The organism is Peribacillus sp. FSL E2-0218 (genome assembly GCF_037992945.1).
Taxonomy (GTDB): Bacteria; Bacillota; Bacilli; order Bacillales; family DSM-1321; genus Peribacillus; species Peribacillus simplex_B.
In genome coordinates this window covers 4,664,725-4,682,007 of the sequence record NZ_CP150304.1, presented here as the reverse complement: position 1 = coordinate 4,682,007, position 17,283 = coordinate 4,664,725, and the positions used below count along the sequence as shown (strand labels likewise).

Annotated in this window: 18 protein-coding genes; 13 read left to right on the top strand and 5 right to left on the bottom strand. The window is 45.5% G+C overall.

All coding sequences use genetic code 11. The annotated features are described in order from the left end of the window. Positions 1 to 127: 127 nt before the first annotated feature. Positions 128 to 532 carry a S1 domain-containing post-transcriptional regulator GSP13 gene (gene yugI / locus MHI53_RS22660; RefSeq protein ID WP_061143894.1) on the top strand — a complete coding sequence of 135 codons (405 nt, stop codon included), beginning with the start codon at positions 128 to 130 and terminating at the stop codon, positions 530 to 532. Between the two features lie 127 nt (positions 533 to 659). Here the strand turns inward: yugI and MHI53_RS22655 are convergent, their stop codons facing one another. After that, positions 660 to 893, bottom strand: a complete 234-nt coding sequence (locus MHI53_RS22655; RefSeq protein ID WP_061143895.1) for a DUF378 domain-containing protein — start codon at positions 891 to 893, stop codon at positions 660 to 662. A gap of 212 nt (positions 894 to 1,105) precedes the next feature. Here MHI53_RS22655 and MHI53_RS22650 point away from each other — a divergent pair, with 212 nt between their 5' ends. The 4 genes from MHI53_RS22650 (at position 1,106) to MHI53_RS22635 (ending at position 4,707) form a co-directional block, all read left to right on the top strand. Then, positions 1,106 to 2,269 carry an iron-containing alcohol dehydrogenase gene (locus tag MHI53_RS22650; protein ID WP_340372351.1) on the top strand — a complete coding sequence of 388 codons (1,164 nt, stop codon included), beginning with the start codon at positions 1,106 to 1,108 and terminating at the stop codon, positions 2,267 to 2,269. 151 nt (positions 2,270 to 2,420) lie between these two features. Continuing rightward, positions 2,421 to 3,767, top strand: a complete 1,347-nt coding sequence (locus MHI53_RS22645) for a glucose-6-phosphate isomerase (protein WP_061143897.1) — start codon at positions 2,421 to 2,423, stop codon at positions 3,765 to 3,767. A 135-nt stretch (positions 3,768 to 3,902) separates the two neighbouring features. Then, the gene (locus MHI53_RS22640) at positions 3,903 to 4,232 is read left to right on the top strand and encodes a FlxA-like family protein (protein ID WP_061143898.1); all 330 of its coding nucleotides are present in this window, start codon (positions 3,903 to 3,905) and stop codon (positions 4,230 to 4,232) included. Positions 4,233 to 4,302: 70 nt separating this feature from the next. Beyond that, positions 4,303 to 4,707, top strand: coding sequence for a YugN-like family protein (locus MHI53_RS22635; protein WP_061143899.1), 405 nt, complete (start codon positions 4,303 to 4,305; stop codon positions 4,705 to 4,707). On the opposite strand, the gene MHI53_RS22630 is transcribed toward MHI53_RS22635, so the two are convergent. Together MHI53_RS22630 and MHI53_RS22625 are read right to left on the bottom strand one after the other, a co-directional pair. Next, a complete protein-coding gene (locus MHI53_RS22630) occupies positions 4,704 to 5,696 on the bottom strand; it encodes a potassium channel family protein (RefSeq protein ID WP_340372350.1) in 993 nt (330 codons plus the stop codon). The genes MHI53_RS22635 and MHI53_RS22630 overlap by 4 nt on opposite strands. 232 nt (positions 5,697 to 5,928) lie before the next feature. After that, positions 5,929 to 7,215: a glycoside hydrolase family 18 protein gene (locus MHI53_RS22625; RefSeq protein ID WP_340372349.1), complete on the bottom strand. Its 1,287-nt coding sequence runs from the start codon at positions 7,213 to 7,215 to the stop codon at positions 5,929 to 5,931. Between the two features lie 170 nt (positions 7,216 to 7,385). Here MHI53_RS22625 and MHI53_RS22620 point away from each other — a divergent pair, with 170 nt between their 5' ends. After that, positions 7,386 to 7,595: an alpha/beta-type small acid-soluble spore protein gene (locus tag MHI53_RS22620; protein WP_057912178.1), complete on the top strand. Its 210-nt coding sequence runs from the start codon at positions 7,386 to 7,388 to the stop codon at positions 7,593 to 7,595. Between the two features lie 60 nt (positions 7,596 to 7,655). On the opposite strand, the gene MHI53_RS22615 is transcribed toward MHI53_RS22620, so the two are convergent. Further along, positions 7,656 to 8,399 carry a glycerophosphodiester phosphodiesterase gene (locus tag MHI53_RS22615; protein ID WP_340372348.1) on the bottom strand — a complete coding sequence of 248 codons (744 nt, stop codon included), beginning with the start codon at positions 8,397 to 8,399 and terminating at the stop codon, positions 7,656 to 7,658. Positions 8,400 to 8,550: 151 nt separating this feature from the next. Between MHI53_RS22615 and MHI53_RS22610 the strand changes: the two genes are divergently transcribed. From MHI53_RS22610 to MHI53_RS22595, 4 genes are all read left to right on the top strand, one after another. After that, positions 8,551 to 9,378: an undecaprenyl-diphosphate phosphatase gene (locus MHI53_RS22610; protein WP_311316493.1), complete on the top strand. Its 828-nt coding sequence runs from the start codon at positions 8,551 to 8,553 to the stop codon at positions 9,376 to 9,378. 354 nt (positions 9,379 to 9,732) lie between these two features. Further along, on the top strand, positions 9,733 to 11,046 hold the full coding sequence (locus MHI53_RS22605) for an amino acid permease (RefSeq protein WP_340372347.1): 1,314 nt from the start codon (positions 9,733 to 9,735) through the stop codon (positions 11,044 to 11,046). A 138-nt stretch (positions 11,047 to 11,184) separates the two neighbouring features. Continuing rightward, the gene (locus MHI53_RS22600) at positions 11,185 to 12,384 is read left to right on the top strand and encodes an MFS transporter (RefSeq protein WP_340372346.1); all 1,200 of its coding nucleotides are present in this window, start codon (positions 11,185 to 11,187) and stop codon (positions 12,382 to 12,384) included. 99 nt (positions 12,385 to 12,483) lie between these two features. Next, positions 12,484 to 12,813 carry a hypothetical protein gene (locus tag MHI53_RS22595; RefSeq protein ID WP_061143904.1) on the top strand — a complete coding sequence of 110 codons (330 nt, stop codon included), beginning with the start codon at positions 12,484 to 12,486 and terminating at the stop codon, positions 12,811 to 12,813. A gap of 59 nt (positions 12,814 to 12,872) precedes the next feature. Here the strand turns inward: MHI53_RS22595 and MHI53_RS22590 are convergent, their stop codons facing one another. Then, entirely contained in the window at positions 12,873 to 13,016 is a 144-nt protein-coding gene (locus MHI53_RS22590; protein WP_155645567.1) for a hypothetical protein, read from the bottom strand. Between the two features lie 145 nt (positions 13,017 to 13,161). On the opposite strand from MHI53_RS22590, the gene MHI53_RS22585 reads away from it, so the two are divergent. From MHI53_RS22585 to MHI53_RS22575, 3 genes are all read left to right on the top strand, one after another. Then, complete coding sequence (locus tag MHI53_RS22585; RefSeq protein ID WP_340372345.1) at positions 13,162 to 14,025, top strand: STAS domain-containing protein; 864 nt, start codon at positions 13,162 to 13,164, stop codon at positions 14,023 to 14,025. A 60-nt stretch (positions 14,026 to 14,085) separates the two neighbouring features. Further along, positions 14,086 to 14,526, top strand: coding sequence for a hypothetical protein (locus tag MHI53_RS22580; RefSeq protein WP_340372344.1), 441 nt, complete (start codon positions 14,086 to 14,088; stop codon positions 14,524 to 14,526). Positions 14,527 to 14,881: 355 nt separating this feature from the next. Next, positions 14,882 to 17,251 (top strand): penicillin acylase family protein, encoded by a 2,370-nt coding sequence (locus MHI53_RS22575; protein ID WP_340373719.1) that lies wholly within the window; start codon positions 14,882 to 14,884, stop codon positions 17,249 to 17,251. The last annotated feature ends 32 nt before the right edge of the window (positions 17,252 to 17,283 follow it).

Genomic DNA, 17,283 nt, shown 5'->3' with positions numbered 1-17,283 from the left:
AAACATTTTTTATGAGTAAAATCCCAAAAAGTATGGTATACTTAACTTTGATTATTTACCAAATATGTGATATAATTTTTTATTGCGTGAAAAGACGAAAAAATATATATAAAATAGGAGTGTTACCATGTCTGAGAAATTCGAAATTGGTGCGGTAGTTACTGGTAAAGTAACTGGTATTCAACCATACGGTGCTTTTGTTGCTTTAGATGATTCAACTCAAGGTTTAGTTCATATTTCTGAAATCACTCACGGATTCGTTAAAGATATCAACGAACATTTAAAAGTGGGCGATGAAGTGAAAGTGAAAGTTCTTTCAATCGATTCAGCTGCTGGAAAAATCGGCTTATCGATCCGTGCTACAGAAGAAGCTCCTGAGCGTACTGAAGCTCCGAAAAAAGCTCCGAAAAAACGCCAAGCATCTGTTAAAGCAACATCTCACATCGAATCTACTGAAGGATTCAACACATTGAAAGACAAACTTCAAGAGTGGATCGAACAATCTCAACGCGAAGACCTTATCAAAAAATAATTTTTTAAAACCGGCAGATCTTTTGATCAGCCGGTTTTTTTGACTAATGAAATAAAGCCGGGTCAGGATAAACCATGCCCCGGCTTATTTGTTGTACATAAAAGATGTCCAGGAACTTACCCATTCTTTAACGAGTCGGTTTTGTTTCTGGCTCCCTGGATATTTCAGGACTTGGTTTGAAGAGAAGACCAAGATTGACCAAGCCAGCAATTCCAACCAATCCATAAACGATACGGGCCAATGCAGCATCCTGGCCTCCGAAGATCGATGCGACTAAATCAAATTGGAAAAACCCTATTAATCCCCAATTGATTGCACCGATTATTGTAAGAACAAGTGCCGTTCTTTGAATTCCACTCATTGTACAGCCTCCTTTTTAAAATAAGTTCGTTCTTTACTTATCATGCTTTTTCATCATGTAAATATACATCTTTACAAAAGTTCCGGACGGATTTTTTGTATTTATATGTCACATTGGTCATAATGAAGAAAAGAAAAAACTTGCCATTGCCCGCGTGGATGTTTACAAGGCTGCAAAAAAGGTGATGTGTCATAAAAAAGGAGAGAAATCCAATGGAAAATTACACGTTTAAAAATCCCACTAAAGTAATTTTCGGGAAAGATCAGCTTGAAAGCATAAAATCCGAAATTCCGGCTTATGGAAATAAAGTTTTACTCGTATACGGATCCGGCAGCATAAAGAAAAATGGCTTATATGAAAAAGTGATCAAAGCCTTGAAAGAAATCGATGCCGAGGTGCACGAACTATCCGGGGTTGAACCGAATCCGCGCATCTCCACCGTTCAAAAGGGTGTGGATCTTTGTAAGCAGCATCAGATCGACTTTATCCTTGCCGTTGGCGGCGGAAGCGTCATTGACGCTACAAAGGCCATTGCTGCAGGTGCTAAATATGACGGCAACCCATGGGAACTCGTCATCAAGAAGGCGCCGGTCGAGGCGGCATTGCCATTTGGGACGGTGCTGACGTTGGCTGCAACGGGCTCCGAAGCAAATTCGGGATCCGTCATAACAAACTGGGAGACAAAAGAGAAATACGGTTGGGGCAGCCCATTGGTTTTCCCTCAATTCTCCATTTTAGATCCCGAAAACACTTTTTCGGTACCTAAAAACCAAACGGTATACGGAATGGTCGATATGATGTCACATGTGTTCGAAACATACTTCCATCCCGAAACGCATGCACCGCTTCAGGATCGTTTCTGTGAATCGCTGTTATTGACCGTGATGGAAACGGCACCTGAACTATTGAAAGATCTCGAGAATTATGAGCACAGGGCTACGATCTTGTATGCCGGGCATATTGCCCTTAATGGTTCGCTCGGAGTCGGTTACAGTGGTGATTGGGCGACGCATAATATTGAACATGCCGTCTCGGCAGTGTATGACATCCCTCATGCCGGCGGATTGGCCATCCTGTTCCCGAATTGGATGAAACATGTACTTCATGAAAATGTCTCACGCTTCAAACAGGTTGCGATCCGGGTATTCGATGTCGATCCTGAAGGGAAAACGGATGAGGAAGCGGCACTTGAGGGAATTGACAGGCTTCGTGCATTTTGGAGCAGCTTAGGGGCGCCGACCACTCTTTCCGATTATGAAATTGATGACTCACAGCTGGAAGTCATCGCTGATAAAGCGATGAGCAGAGGCGATTTTGGCCGATTCAAGGTCCTGAACCGTGAAGATGTTCTTGCGATATTACGCGCTTCTTTATAATCAAGAAAAATATCCCCATTCCCACCTTTATGAGGTGGGAATGCAATTTATTTAATCGGGAAAATTCACCAATTACTTTATCCAGTTCTTGATTATCAGAAATACATCAGATAAAGTGAAAAGGAAAGTTACAATTGGAGGAGGAATTTGAATGGCCCATATACGTTTCGATTATTCAAAAGCCCTGCCGTTTTTCGGAGAGCATGAAATAACCTATTTGCAGGACGCCGTAAAAGTGGCACACCATTCCCTGCATGAACAAACGGGAGCAGGAAATGATTATCTTGGCTGGATCGATCTCCCTGCCAACTATGATAAAGAAGAATTCTCAAGAATCAAAAAGGCTGCAGCGAAAATCAAGGAAGATTCGGAAGTGTTGCTGGTTATCGGAATCGGCGGGTCCTACTTGGGAGCCCGGGCAGCGGTTGAGATGCTTCAACACAGCTTTTACAACATATTGCCTTCTGAAAAAAGAAAAACCCCGCAAGTTTTATTTGTAGGTAACAATATTAGCTCTACATATATGCAGGATTTAATGGATGTATTGGAAAATAGGGATTTCTCGATCAATGTAATCTCCAAATCCGGTACGACGACTGAACCTGCACTGGCTTTCAGGATCTTCCGGAAGCTTCTTGAACAAAAATATGGCGTGGAAGAAGCAAAAGGCAGGATTTATGCGACCACTGATAAAGAAAAAGGCGCATTAAAAACAGTGGCAACGGAGGAAGGCTTCGAAACTTTCGTCATTCCTGACGATGTGGGAGGACGCTACTCGGTGTTAACCGCAGTGGGCTTGCTTCCGATTGCAGTCAGCGGTGCGGACATCGATCAAATCATGGAAGGTGCCGAAAGTGCCAGAAACGATTTCAGTTCATCCGAGTTAGCCGATAATCAGGCATACCAATATGCCGCAGTTCGAAATGTCCTTTACAATAAAGGGAAAACGATTGAGATGCTGATCAACTATGAGCCGGGTCTGCAATATTTCTCTGAGTGGTGGAAGCAATTATTCGGAGAAAGTGAAGGCAAGGACCAAAAAGGGATTTTCCCTTCGTCGGCCAACTTTTCGACTGACCTGCATTCATTAGGGCAATATGTTCAGGAAGGTCGTCGCGATCTTTTTGAAACAGTCATTAAAGTCGATAATGCCCGTCATGAAATCTTGATCGAGGAAGCGGATAATGATTTGGATGGCCTGAACTATCTTTCAGGTGAAACGGTGCAGTTCGTCAATAATAAAGCATTCGAGGGCACGCTGTTAGCCCATACCGACGGCGGCGTTCCGAACCTTATCGTAACGGTTCCGAAGCTTGATGCGTATACGTTTGGCTACCTGGTCTACTTCTTCGAGAAGGCCTGTGCAATGAGCGGATACCTGCTTGGCGTCAATCCATTCGATCAGCCTGGTGTGGAAGCTTATAAGGTGAACATGTTTGCACTTTTGGGCAAGCCTGGCTTTGAAGAGAAAAAAGCGGAATTAGAGAAGCGCTTATAATAAAGAAAGGCATCAAGCTGGATGATCTCATCCTGGCTTGATGCCTTTTTAATAGGCTCAAAAAACGTCCATTAAGGCAAAGTTAATAATCCTATCCGATACTCATGAAGAACAAAACGAAAGTGAGGATCAGATATGCAAATTTCATCAACGACAAGCTCCGCTTATTCGAGAGCTGGAGCAGGCGATTCGGCATATGCAATCAAGGAGCTGGAGAACCGGAGAACGGAGCTGCAGGCAGATATCCAGGAAGTATACCAAACGGATGACGAAGCAAAAGAAAAGGAAGTGAAGCTCAAGCAGCTGGAGCAGGAGATGCGGCAAATCGAAAGGCAGCTTCAGCAATTGCAAAGGAGCGAATCCAGGGAGGCATCAAAGGGGGAAGAAACGTCGCAAAAGGCTGATGACCGCTTGGAAATCAGTGACGCGGCCAGGCTCCTCTATGTGCAATCGAAGGAAGAATAAGGCCATGCCAGGTTTTTTTAACGGCCATTTGGTTATGCTAATAGAAAAATAGCGAAAGAGGTTTTTTACAATGATCAAGATTTCTTCTGAGTTGGAAGGGAAGACATTCGGCTTGTTCGATCTGGAGACGAAGTTAAAACCGGAAGGCTATGTGATTGGCGGTGGGTGGGATTATGACCACGGATCCTTCGATTACAAAATGGATGACAGCGACGGATACCAATTCCTGCGGGTCCCGTTCAAGGCCATCGATGGCTCACTCGATAAAGATGGGGCGATGGTCGAGATATTACAGCCATTCTTATTGTCCCATAAGTACGAGGACGGCATTGATGATGAAGGGAATATCGGAAACCTTTCTGCGTCATTCAACCAATTTGCCGAGCCTGAAGATCCGGATGCGGAATTTCCGGAAAACTATATCTCTTATGGCAAATCGCTTGTCCGTGATCTGGAAAAGCTATTGCTCCCTTAATCATCAATGATGAGCAGGACGTCATTGCGATGGACGATTTCATCTGCAGGGGGCTTGATGAAGGTCTCGCCTCCTGATAGGATGCCGATGATTAATATGTTCTGTTCCAATAGCTCCGTGCTCAACTGCTTGAACGTCTTTTCTGCCCATTCCGCCTGAATGGGCAGCTGTTTGATTTTCAATCCGGCTCCTTCAACTTGCTCTTCTGCTTCCCCGACTATTCCCTTTGATAAGCAATCCTGCATAAATTCACTCGCGAATTTATTCGTTTCGACGATTCCGTCCGCCCCGGCGCGCAAGGCATTTTCCTTTTGTTCATGGGTCAAGATCTCGACAAGGCAATACACTTCAGGGTTCAGCCCCTTGACGGCCAGCAGCGTCAATATCGAGAACATATCCGTTTGCAGCTCGTCCTGCTTAAGGTCGGCCGTGATAAGAACACGTATCGCCTGGTTTATATTGGCCTTCTTCAGGACGGAATCCAATGTCGCTTTACCGTGAACGAAGTGGATATTCGTCCTCGGAAGCGGATGCTTTTGCAGCGTATCATCGATAAGGACGATGGATTGATGATGTTTGCGCTCATGAATGTTTTGGATGATCCGTTTAGAACGGCCATTCCAGCCCACGATGATAAAATGTCCGCCGCCGGTGAAGTCTTTCCTTCCTGTAAGGAATAGCTGTTCCGTGGAAATGGACATTTTTGCAATGTGTGCAAAATAAGAGGTAATCAATCCTACACCCGATAAAATGAGTATCATGCCGATGATTTTACCAAGGTTGGTCACAGGCGTGTAATCTCCGTAGCCCACGGTTGACATGGTCACGATGGCCCACCAGATGCCATCAAGCAGGGTGGGGAAGTTCTTGGGCTCGACAAGGTGAATCAATACCCCGAATGCTAGTAAGAATAAGGCGATAATCGAAAGTAATCTGATGAAACGCGGAAATCTAGGAACGGCGGTATTGAATGGACCGATTCTGATCATGTTTTTTCACACCCCTTAAGCTGTTCCTTTTAGTATGGACAAGAAAGACTTGGCTCATAAGGCATGGGCGGAAAACTTTGATTCACGATAAAAGCCTTCCGTAAAGCGCCGGAAGGCTTTTATACCTGAGTCACATATCCTGAAATACCTGGACTTCATGCTCGATAGTGGATTATATGCCTGGTCATATTCAATTATTCCCCTGTTTCTTTCCAAAAGGGACGTGCCGCACTCACACTCTTCTGCGTACGTTGAAGTTATCGCTGATGAGCAGCCAGTTTTGAGGGAAGGATAGGCCAAGCTTCCAATAACTCATCCCTCTGAGGTTCAATTCCTTGATTAAATCGAATTTTGCCTGTATCGAACGGGCATCCTCAAACCATACCTCATGCTGCCTATCCTCAATATCCGTATAGTTGAAGTGCGGGGCCTGTGCGGTTTCATCGTATTCGATGGAGACGTCATTGTCGGCAGCAATCTGGATCGCCTGCTGGGGGCTTACCGCCCGGGCTGTGGACCCCTGTACAAAGGGCAGGGTCCAATCATAGCCATATAGATTTTGCCCCATCAGGATTTTGTTGGATGGCATCTCCGTAATCGCATATTCAAGCACCTCGCGAACGGGTCCGATAGGTGAGACGGCCATGGCCGGCCCTCCGCTATATCCCCATTCATATGTCATGATGATCACGAAGTCGACAATCTCACCTTGGGCCCTGTAATCATGGGCCTCATACCAGCGTCCTTTTTGGTCCGCGCTTGTTTTCGGGGCAAGTGCCGTGGAAATGTACCAGCCTTCTTTTTTGAATCGCTCCTTGGCCTTCCGGAGAAATTGATTATAAGCTTCTTTATCGGCTGGCCGTAAATATTCGAAGTCGAAGTGAATATCCCTGAATCCATATTTCTTTGCGGTCGCAACGATGTTGTTGAGGAACTTATTTTGCACGGAAGTATTCGTCAGGATGATTTGCCCGAGCTCATCGCTGAATTGGTCATTTTCCTGATTGGTGATCACCATCATCAGGACGTTTTTATTTTCTCTGGCGATGGCTGGGAAATTATTGAGCAATGGCTCCTTTAAGGAGCCGTCACGAAGCGCCTGAAAGCTGAATGGAGCTAAATAGGTCAAATAGGGTGCCGCTTCCCTTGCTGCCGTTTCTAGGGCCGGCGCGACCGTCGTACCCCTGGGCTCGACATATCCATTGAATTCGGCAGTCCGCTTCCTGCGTGCCGGTATATAGAGCCGATATCCGACGGAGAGGGATTGACCTTCTGGAAGCCCGTTTATATTGGCCAATTCTTGATAAGGGACATCGACCTTTTGGGAAATGGAATAAAGACTATCACCCGGCTGCACGAAATAATAGCTGCCGACGATCGGAATGACAAGGGCCTGCCCCGAGACAAGATTATTTGGGTTAGGAATTTTATTCGATTCCACGAGCCGATCGACGGTTACGCTGTATGTCTGGGCGATGCCATATAACGTCTGGCCTGGCCTAACCACATGTATTTGCAATGCTTTTCCCTCCTACTGAAAGAAAGTTTCCTAACAGTTTATGAGCAGCCAAAGGAAATCATGATAAAGAGCTTTGGAATGAAGGTCCCCAAAGAAAAAATAATTCAATAAATTGGCAATAATAATTTAAGCTCAAAATGCTAATTAATATTAGTAGGAGGTGAAAACACATGGCAAACAACAACAGCAGCAATCAACTAGTAGTAGCTGGCGCAGAGCAAGCTCTACAACAAATGAAATATGAAATCGCAAGTGAATTTGGCGTGAATCTAGGTGCCGACACTACTGCTCGCGCTAACGGTTCCGTTGGTGGAGAAATCACGAAACGTTTGGTTCAAATGGCTGAACAACAACTAGGCGGATCAAACTATTCTCGCTAATTAACTGAATAACATGGCTAAGAAAGAGAAGGGGCATCGGCTCCTTCTCTTTCGCTTTGTTCAGCCGTTCGCCTGCCAGGACTTTAATGCCTTGAGGGCCATTTCCGGGAAATCCGTCATGATCACGTCAACGCCCATTTTGGCGAGCTTGATGATATCGGCCTCCTCATTGGCGACCCACGGCCTGACTTTATATCCGAGGGTTTTCGCGATTTCATTGGTCGCTTCCGTCAGGCTGTTTTTATCGGGATGAAAACCGGATTCTTGTTTATCACGCAAGATTTGCTCCAGGTTATCCGGAAGCCCCTCGAACAATAAGGCGCGTTCAAGCTCTGGAGCGAGCAGCTTCACCTTTTCGATCGATTGATGGTTAAAGGAGGAGAGGATCACCCGCTGCTCCATCTTATGATGGCGGATCGAATCGATAATCTTCTGTTCGATTCCATCATAGGCCAGTTTATCCGTTTTGATTTCGACGTTCATCAATAAGTCATTACCCTTGGCCCAGTCAAAAACCTCGCGCAGGAAAGGGATTCGCTCCCCGGTGAATTTCTTGGCGTACTTGACTCCGGCATCCCCCGTTTTCAGCTCTTGGGACGAATGATCTTTTACATACCCGGTAAGGGAGGTGGTCCGGTCGAGCGTTTCATCATGGATGATGACCAATTCCCCGTCAGCACTAAGATGGACATCGAATTCGATCCCGTCCGCTCCTGTTTCGGCAGCCTTTTGGAAGGCGGCAATGGTATTTTCCGGGTGCGTTCCTTTCGAGCCTCTATGGGCGAAAATTTTTATGTTTTGCAAAATCATCACATCCCCTTTAAACTGATCTAGAACCTATCATACCCTTACCCACAAAATGTTTCAGCAATGTTTAATAGACAATATTTTAAACAACGCGTAAAATACATATGGTATTTCCATAAATAGGTGTTCGAATTAAGAGGTGAATAAAATGAATATGTGGGAAATTTTTGTTGCAGTTGTCCTTGGTCTTGTAGAAGGATTAACTGAATTTGCGCCTGTTTCGTCTACAGGGCATATGATTATCGTCGACGATTTATGGCTGAAATCGACCGATATCTTCGGGAGTGAAGTGGCCAATGCTTTCAAGGTGGTCATCCAGCTTGGCTCGATACTCGCTGTAGTCGTGCTCTTCTGGGGACGGTTCATGGACTTGCTTGGGTTGAAGAAATTGAAAGATACAAGTGCCGTGAAGGGTCCTAGGCTTAACCTATTGCAGATATTCGTCGGGTTGCTGCCGGCGGGCATTTTTGGTCTATTATTCGAAGACTACATCGATGACAAGTTATTCAGGATAGAGACAGTCATCATCGGGTTATTCCTTGGCGCGTTCCTGATGATCGCTGCGGATAAATTCCGTCCGAAGTTGACTGCTGAAACGGTTGACCAGATCACGTACAAGCAAGCACTTGGGGTCGGGTTGATCCAATGTCTGTCACTATGGCCGGGGTTTTCCCGTTCAGGTTCGACGATTTCAGGCGGGGTGCTTTTAGGGATGAGCTATCGGGCCGCTTCCGATTTCACGTTCATCATGGCCGTGCCGATCATGGCAGGTGCCAGTCTGTTGAAGGTCGTCAAGTATTGGGATTCTTTCACTCCTGAAGTTCTGCCATTCTTCATTGCAGGTTTCATCAGTGCATTCATCTTTGCTTTATTCTGTATTCGCTTTTTCTTGATTTTAATCAATAAAGTGAAATTGACGCCTTTTGCCATCTACCGGATCGTTTTGGCAGTGATCTTATTATTCATTATCTGGTAATATGATTCAAAGCGCGAAAAGCTTCAGGAATCCACCCCGTTTGATTGGGGTGGATTTTTTTGCGTTCGAAAATATACAACGAATGATTTAGTTTATTATTAATTTTAAGTTCGCTTTTGTTACGGTAAATACTCAAAATTCTCTAATGGATAAAAAAATATTCGGTTTTTGGAGAAGTTGCGAACATAAATAGGAAAAAAATTTGTAAGAAAAAAAACGCTTTGAGCACAGTGATATCAAGGTATCATTCTTTTTGTAAAAAAATTCAAACTATTCCATAAACTATTCTCGTATAATTTTTATGATATAATTTTAGTATAAAATAAATACAAGTGTACACGCAGGGAGGACAAAATGGGAAATGATCAGTTGAAGAAAACGATTGGCTTTTGGGTCGGAACATCTATAGTAGTCGGCACGGTCATCGGTTCCGGTATTTTCATGAAACCTGGTGACGTGCTTGAGTTAAGCGGCAATTCAACCATGGCCTTATTAGCTTGGTTGATAGGCGGTCTCATTACCCTGGCAAGCGGCTTGACGATCGCTGAAGTGAGTACGCGCATCCCTAAAACGGGTGGCTTATATGTGTACCTTGAAGAAGTGTACGGAAAAGTTTGGGGCTTCCTCTGCGGCTGGGTGCAAACGTTGGTATATGGACCTGCTGTCATGGGAGCACTCAGTTTATATTTCGGGTTATTGGTGTCAGGAATTTTCAATATATCTTCTGATTACACGCTGGCCATTGGAATCATAACGATCGTTTTCTTGGCTGCGATGAACTTGCTCGGGACGAAGTACGGCGGGATCATCCAAACCTTATCGACCGTCGGCAAACTGATCCCGATCCTTTTCATCGCCGTATTCGGGATTGCCCAAGGTGATATGCCAGTTTTCAATGTAACGAGTGAAAGTTCAATGAAAATCAGCATGGCTGGAGCGATATTGGCTACACTGTGGGCGTATGATGGCTGGATGAACGTCGGCTTCATGGCCGGAGAGATGAAGAATCCCCAAAAAACGTTACCGCGCGCAATCATTACAGGCATCCTCGTGGTCATGGTCGCATACTTGGCCGTTAACCTTGCCATGCTTCATGTGTTGGGCGCAGAGGGTGTCGTCGCTCATGGCACGAATGCTGCGAATGTGGCGGCAACGATGCTATTTGGTGAATTGGGCGGGAAATTGATCGCGATCGGAATTTTGATTTCGATATTCGGTTGCTTGAACGGGAAGCTCCTGACCTTTCCGCGCATTACCCTGGCGATGGCGCACGATAAAATGATGCCGGGGCATAAACAAATCGGGAAAATATCGCCGAAGTTCAAAACGCCCATCAATGCGACGATCTTGCAAGTGATCATTGCAATCATCATGATGGTTGTGACAAACCCTGACAAACTTACGAATATGGCGATATTCTCTGTCTTCTGTTTTTATGGATTAGCTTTCTTTGCCGTCTTCATCCTGCGCAAGAGAGATCCGCACGCAAAAACATATAAAGTTCCGCTGTACCCGATCATTCCCATTGTAGCGATTGCTGGTGCCGTCTATATTGTGGCAAGCACATTGATCGATACCCCGCTGGATGCCTTGTATTCGTTAATCATCCTCGTTATCGGCATGCCCGTATACTGGCTGCTTAAAAAGAGCGAGCGGGTGGAAGGCTAAACGGAATATGGACTTAAAACCCTTCACTCCTTATGGTGAAGGGTTTTTTCATGATGCGGACAGCTTCATGCGGCAAAATAGACAACGGGGTCCGTTCGTATTAACATAGGGGGAAAGTTTAAATCGTGAAGGGTCTGAATGAAATTGAATTATATCGAGCCAGCTGGTAAATCATTCAAGATGACAATCTTGGCTTTGTTTCTTGGCAGCTTTGTAACGTTTGCCGATCTGTATAGTACGCAGCCTGTCATTCCGGTATTCGCCAAGCAATTCGGCGTTTCCCCTGCAACGGCAAGCCTGACATTATCCTTTGCGACAGGGGCGCTTGCGATTTGTTTATTGCTCGTTTCCTTTTTCTCTGAAAACATCGATCGAAAAAAAATAATGGGGACAGCGCTCACGCTATCTGCCTTATTATCCATATGCGTCAGCTTCATCCAGGATGATCTATACATCCTGATCGCCATACGGGCGATTCAAGGAGCAGTTCTTGCCGGCTTCCCGGCGATTGCCATGGCCTATATCAATGAAGAATTCCATCCAAAAAGCCTGGGGTATGTCATGGGGATTTATGTGAGCGGCTCAAGCATCGGAGGCTTGGCCGGCCGGCTGATTGTCGGCGTGCTGACCGATCATTTCTCATGGAATGTAGCGATTGGCAGCCTTGGGGCATTAAGCCTGATCATCAGTCTTTTCTTCTGGTGGATGCTTCCCCCTTCCCAGCATGCCATTCGCAATAAAGTGTCATTGTCGCGAATCAAAGCCTCGCTTATCAATAACTTAAGGAATGGCAGGCTCGTCCTCTTATTCAGTATGGCTTTCCTATTGATGGGGTCGTTTGTTACCGTATATAACTTTGTGGGTATACCATTAATGGGACCGCCCTATCATTTATCACAGACATTGATCGGCTTCATTTTCATCATTTATCTTGTCGGGACATTCAGTTCCACCTGGATGGGGAGGCTCGCCGATCAGTATGGCCGGAGGGGCGTCCTTCTCTCCGGGATTGCCATCATGCTGCTGGGCGCGCTAATGACCTTAATGGCACCGCTGCTGCTGAAAATCCTGGGGCTAGCATTGTTTACATTCGGTTTTTTTGGCGCTCACTCCATCGCAAGCAGCTGGATCGGACGATTAGCCGAAAAAAGCGAAAAAGCGCAAGCCTCCTCTTTATATTTGCTGTTTTACTATGCAGGGTCCAGTGTCGTGGGGGCATCTGGCGGTTTATTCCTGATGAAGTTCGGCTGGGGCGGGGTCATCTCGGTTGTGTCCATCCTCATCATCCTGGCTGCCTTTTGTGTCATTATGGTTGAAAAAGTGAAAATCGCTAAATAAATTGAGCTTTTCTATCATGATTTTCCGGATGCTGAATATAATCTAGTGAAAAAAGGATAGGGAAGAATAGATTGATAAGAGAAGAGGGTAATAGATAGAGTGAAACGGAAAGCTGTAATTCTCATTGGGTTGATAGCCGTATTAATTATATTGTTCATTGTCTACTTAACAAGTCCGGGCAGATTGGCAAAGGTGGAGATCGTTGAAAAGTACTATCCTCATTTCTCCGATGGCAAAGCGGTCGGGTTTAAGACGAACAAGGTCATTTCTGTGTCGAAAACCGATGAGGGCTCCAATTGTGCAATGAAATTCAACAATGGGGAAACGTTGGAAATTGATTGTGACCGTTATTTAACCTATAAGATCGGAGAAACGGTCTACATCACTACTGAAGGAAACCATGTGAAGGAAATTAGGAGAAAAAGATAGTCCTGAACCGGTGTACATTCATCCAAGCAAAAACCCAGGCCAAATTGGTCTGGGCTTTTTCATTTTTTATCTTTGTTTTTCGTTTTATCTTTTTTATTACGCCGAAGTACATCCAAGATTCTGCGGCTGTTATTTTTACTGTTTATCAGTTCGACTAAATCGCTCATGTTTTCGGATTCAAAGTCTTGTTGATTCTTTTTCATGGTTATCCCTCCAAGTCATATATCATAATACCCCTTTTGTGAATGGGGTAAACGTCTCTTATCATATTGGTAATAGAAGGATTTTATATCACAATCCATAATAAATTTGATAAAATGTGATAAAAGCCCTGTATGGGAGGTCGAAATGGAACAATTAAGATTGATCGGCGAAAAAATTGAAAAGTTTAAGTACATTTTAGTGGAGCATATCGAATTGTTTGATGAAGAGGATTCCCTCTATGACCTTGAAACGAGTAAACAGGTAAGGTCGCAGCTCATTCAAATTCATGCGGATGCGCTAATGCATGGTAAGGAACAAGCGATGGCAAGCATGAAAGCCGCAGGAATGGAAATCGGAAGGCGCATCGTGGATATGGGGATACCTTTAGATAAAAACATCGAGGAAGCCCAGCTGCTGCGCAATCTTTTTTGGAGTTTCATAGAAGAAGAGGTAAGCAACCGGTACTACTCCATCGAAATATTGCTGAAGGCTAGTGCGATAATCGATTCGATCCTTGACCAATACATTCACTGTATCAGTATAAGCTATGTCAACCATTACAAACAAATGGCCAAGGTGGCAACTGATTCGTTGCAGCAGATTAAGGAAAACCAAGCAGTCATGGAAGAGTTGGCGACTCCAATCGTCCAGACCGTATTAAAGGATGTGCTGCTCTTCCCGATGATCGGCCGCGTTGATGACTGGAGAATGGAGTCGATGCAATCGAAGATCCTGCAAAAATGTGCAGAGTTACAGGCGGAAGTATTGATTATCGATTTCTCCGGGATTACCTTTAGAGAAGAGAGCGATATGCTTTTTCTGCTAGAGCAATTGGTGGGAGCACTGTCGCTTATGGGAACGGAAACGATCGTTGTCGGCTTCACCCCTGATGTGGCGAAAAGGATTGTCAAACTTGACCTTGCCAATCAGGTAAAAGCCTTTCTATCATTCGCGCAGGCCATGAAATTCATCTTTAAGCAAAGAGGTCTGGCCCTTCAGCCGATATGATGGAGATATCCTTGATGGGGTATCTTTTTTTTAAAAGCAACGAAGAAAGGCGGATGAACAATGTTCTCCAAGAAAAATGAGAATCTCGATGAACCATTTCAAAAATGGTATTGTATCGGAATCATGACAGATCACGGATTGGAGGACGAAGAATATGAAGTGTTATCAAAACACATCTGCGACTCGCTCCAAAATGTAAAGGTCATATCCGACCTGATCCGGGTGGAATGGGACCGAGATAAATTACAAAGCCTGAATGAACGCTTTCAGCACCCGGCCCATTCCGACCCTTGCTTCATCATCAACGAATTCATCCCGGAAGATATAAAAAAGGCAAGAAAGCTACTCCAACAAAACCATAAATGGAAGCGGCTCTTCGGCTTCCTCTCTCCGGTGGAATACATGGAAGCAGAGACAAAGGCAGCCCATGACTTTGACAAAGCCCTCCTCCATACCGATGACGTAGATCAAGTAATTGAATACATATTGGCAAATAGCTAATAGACTAAGCACCGATACATCGTATCAGTGCTTTTTCATTTGTGGATGGAGGGCGGAATTCGCGAGTGAACGCCACGATGTTATGAGAAACGGCCCAAACTTACGAATAAATCACTCAAACTCACGAATAAACCGCGCAAATTCACGAATAAATCACTCAAACTCACGAATAAACCATCCAAACTCACGAGTAACCACTCAAATCCACAAGCAAAGACCCCAACCTGCGGGGGCAACTCCATAATTTCAAGAATACTGGCAAAATTCTCGGAGGTTGGTAGGAAAGATGGAGGGAGGCGCGGAATATCTTAAGTAGAAAGAATGAGAGTTTTCAATGGGAGAGGGAGATGAGTCGATGGAAGTTGCCGTACCTCAGCAAAGGCCGAGACGGAAGTGGCGAAGGCGGGCATTATGGAGTTTGGGGATTTTGATTGTGCTTTTGCTGTCTGTCCTGATTGCCGCAAATGTATTTCTTTCAAGGGCTTTGCCTGAAACGAAGGGGGAAGTTTCGCTGCCGGGCCTTTTGAAACCGGTTACGGTGGTGAGGGATTCAAGCGGGGTCCCGCATATCAATGCTGCGAATGAGCATGATTTGTATTTAGCTCAAGGGTATGTCCAGGCGCAGGACCGTCTATTTCAAATGGATTTGAGCAGGCGTCAGGCGTCAGGAAGATTGAGCGAGGTCATTGGCGAGAAAACGGTGAAAAATGATAAGTATTTCCGCACGCTTGGATTGAGACGGGCGGCAGAGGCCTCCTATGCTGCTTATACAAGTGAGGGCAAGGAAGCGTTGGATGTGTTTGCGGAGGGAGTCAATCTTTATATCGATGAGCTCAAGGAGAATGGAAAATGGCCGGTCGAGTTCACTTTACTTGGATATGAACCAGAGCGGTGGACAGCCGTCGATTCGCTGACGATCGGAAAATATATGGCCTTTGATTTAGGCGGAAACTGGGAGGACCAGGCGTTCAGGCAGTATTTGCTGCAAACGTTCCCGAAGGAAAAGGCGTATGATTTATTTCCGGATTATCCAAAGAGTGCTCCTTACATCATCAGTAAGGAGGAGCTGGATATTGAAAAAAGTTTCGCAGCGGCCGTCATTCCGTATGAATTCAACGGCAGCAATAATTGGGTCGTTTCGGGCAGTAAAACCGATTCGGGGAAACCTTTATTGGCGGATGATCCACATCTTGGGCTGGCTACACCGTCCGTTTGGTATCAAATGCATTTGCAAGCCCCGACAGTCAATGTGAGCGGTGTAATTTTTGCCGGAATTCCGGGGATCATCCTCGGCCATAATGAAAAGGTCGCATGGGGAGTGACCAATACGGGGCCGGATGTCCAGGATTTATTCATTGAGAAGAGAAATCCGGAAAACGAGAAGGAATTCGCCTTCAAGGATGAATGGGAAAAAGCTGAAATCGTGGACGAGCCGATCAAGGTGAAGGATGGGAAAACCCTGGATTATAAGGTGACCGTTACCCGTCATGGACCGGTCATCTCCGAGTTTGCCGGCAAAAGCGGCAAAGATACGGTCCTTGCCTTAAGGTGGACGGCACTTGATCCATCCGCGGAGCTTGAAGCGGTATTGAATATGAATAAAGCGGAAAACTGGAACGATTTCGAAAAGGCTCTCTTGAAATTCGAAACGCCGGCGCAGAATTTCGTCTTTGCGTCCAACGATGGGACCATTGCCTATAAGGCGAACGGGAAAATCCCGATCCGGAAAAAGGGCGATAGCATGCTGCCTGTTCCTGGCTGGACGGATGAATATGAGTGGAAGGGTTACATCCCGTTTGATGAGCTTCCTAAAACGATCAATCCAAAGGAAGGTTTCATATCGACAGCGAACAATAAAGTCATCTCGGATGAGTACCCTTACCACATCAGCAATAACTGGGCCCAGCCATACCGTCAGATGAGGATACAGGAGTTTTTGAAGGCCAATAAAAAGCTGACGGCCGAAGACATGCAAACGCTGCAGATGGATCAGGTGAATCTTCAAGCCAAGGAATTTGCCCCTCAGTTCCTGGAGGTATTGAAGGGTTCATCGGGCAAGCAGGAAGAACAGGCAATTAGGATTTTAAAGAAGTGGAATCATATTGATTCCGCGGATGAAGCGGCACCGATGATTTTTAATGCCTGGATGCGGAAAATAGGGGATGTTTTGCTTAAAGAAGAAATACCGGAGGAAACCCTCAACCTCTTTAATGGAAGGCGTTCTGCCATTGATGAACTGCTGCGCCGGGCTCTGGACGGTAAGCCGGGTCCGTGGATCGAAGAGGGCGGCGGATTGGAGCAGGTGCTTGCCAAGTCGCTGCAGCAGACGTTAAAGGAATTGGAAGAAACACAGGGGAACGATATAGCGGATTGGGAATGGGGGGACTACCATCAGGTAAGGTTCAACCATCCGCTATCGAGCGTCACGCCGTTAAATTATTTGTTTAACAGCGACGGCGGTGTGCCGGTAGGCGGCAGCAGCGTCACTGTGCAGGCAGCGGCATTTTTGGAGGACGGTACCGTCAATCATGGCGGATCCTGGAGATTCGTCATGGATCTATCCGACATGAGCAAGGCCTATCACCTCGTTGGACCTGGCCAATCAGGTAACGTCAAAAGCGAATGGTACCACGATCAGCTTGACGATTGGGCAGATGGGACATATCACCAAACGGTAATGAATGATCCAAAAGGTGATAAGCTGACCTTGAAGCCAGCTTATTGATTAAAAAAGCACCAAGTCCGGCATGATCCGGA

What these genes read in the sequence shown, in the direction of transcription:
- MHI53_RS22575 (WP_340373719.1), top strand. Translation starts at nt 14,882, where the DNA reads ATGGAAGTTGCCGTACCTCAGCAAAGGCCGAGACGGAAGTGGCGAAGG.
- yugI (WP_061143894.1), top strand. Translation starts at nt 128, where the DNA reads ATGTCTGAGAAATTCGAAATTGGTGCGGTAGTTACTGGTAAAGTAACT.
- MHI53_RS22590 (WP_155645567.1), bottom strand. Translation starts at nt 13,016, where the DNA reads ATGAAAAAGAATCAACAAGACTTTGAATCCGAAAACATGAGCGATTTA.
- MHI53_RS22645 (WP_061143897.1), top strand. Translation starts at nt 2,421, where the DNA reads ATGGCCCATATACGTTTCGATTATTCAAAAGCCCTGCCGTTTTTCGGA.
- MHI53_RS22585 (WP_340372345.1), top strand. Translation starts at nt 13,162, where the DNA reads ATGGAACAATTAAGATTGATCGGCGAAAAAATTGAAAAGTTTAAGTAC.
- MHI53_RS22630 (WP_340372350.1), bottom strand. Translation starts at nt 5,696, where the DNA reads ATGATCAGAATCGGTCCATTCAATACCGCCGTTCCTAGATTTCCGCGT.
- MHI53_RS22650 (WP_340372351.1), top strand. Translation starts at nt 1,106, where the DNA reads ATGGAAAATTACACGTTTAAAAATCCCACTAAAGTAATTTTCGGGAAA.
- MHI53_RS22580 (WP_340372344.1), top strand. Translation starts at nt 14,086, where the DNA reads ATGTTCTCCAAGAAAAATGAGAATCTCGATGAACCATTTCAAAAATGG.
- MHI53_RS22600 (WP_340372346.1), top strand. Translation starts at nt 11,185, where the DNA reads ATGAAATTGAATTATATCGAGCCAGCTGGTAAATCATTCAAGATGACA.
- MHI53_RS22605 (WP_340372347.1), top strand. Translation starts at nt 9,733, where the DNA reads ATGGGAAATGATCAGTTGAAGAAAACGATTGGCTTTTGGGTCGGAACA.
- MHI53_RS22655 (WP_061143895.1), bottom strand. Translation starts at nt 893, where the DNA reads ATGAGTGGAATTCAAAGAACGGCACTTGTTCTTACAATAATCGGTGCA.
- MHI53_RS22640 (WP_061143898.1), top strand. Translation starts at nt 3,903, where the DNA reads ATGCAAATTTCATCAACGACAAGCTCCGCTTATTCGAGAGCTGGAGCA.
- MHI53_RS22620 (WP_057912178.1), top strand. Translation starts at nt 7,386, where the DNA reads ATGGCAAACAACAACAGCAGCAATCAACTAGTAGTAGCTGGCGCAGAG.
- MHI53_RS22610 (WP_311316493.1), top strand. Translation starts at nt 8,551, where the DNA reads ATGAATATGTGGGAAATTTTTGTTGCAGTTGTCCTTGGTCTTGTAGAA.
- MHI53_RS22635 (WP_061143899.1), top strand. Translation starts at nt 4,303, where the DNA reads ATGATCAAGATTTCTTCTGAGTTGGAAGGGAAGACATTCGGCTTGTTC.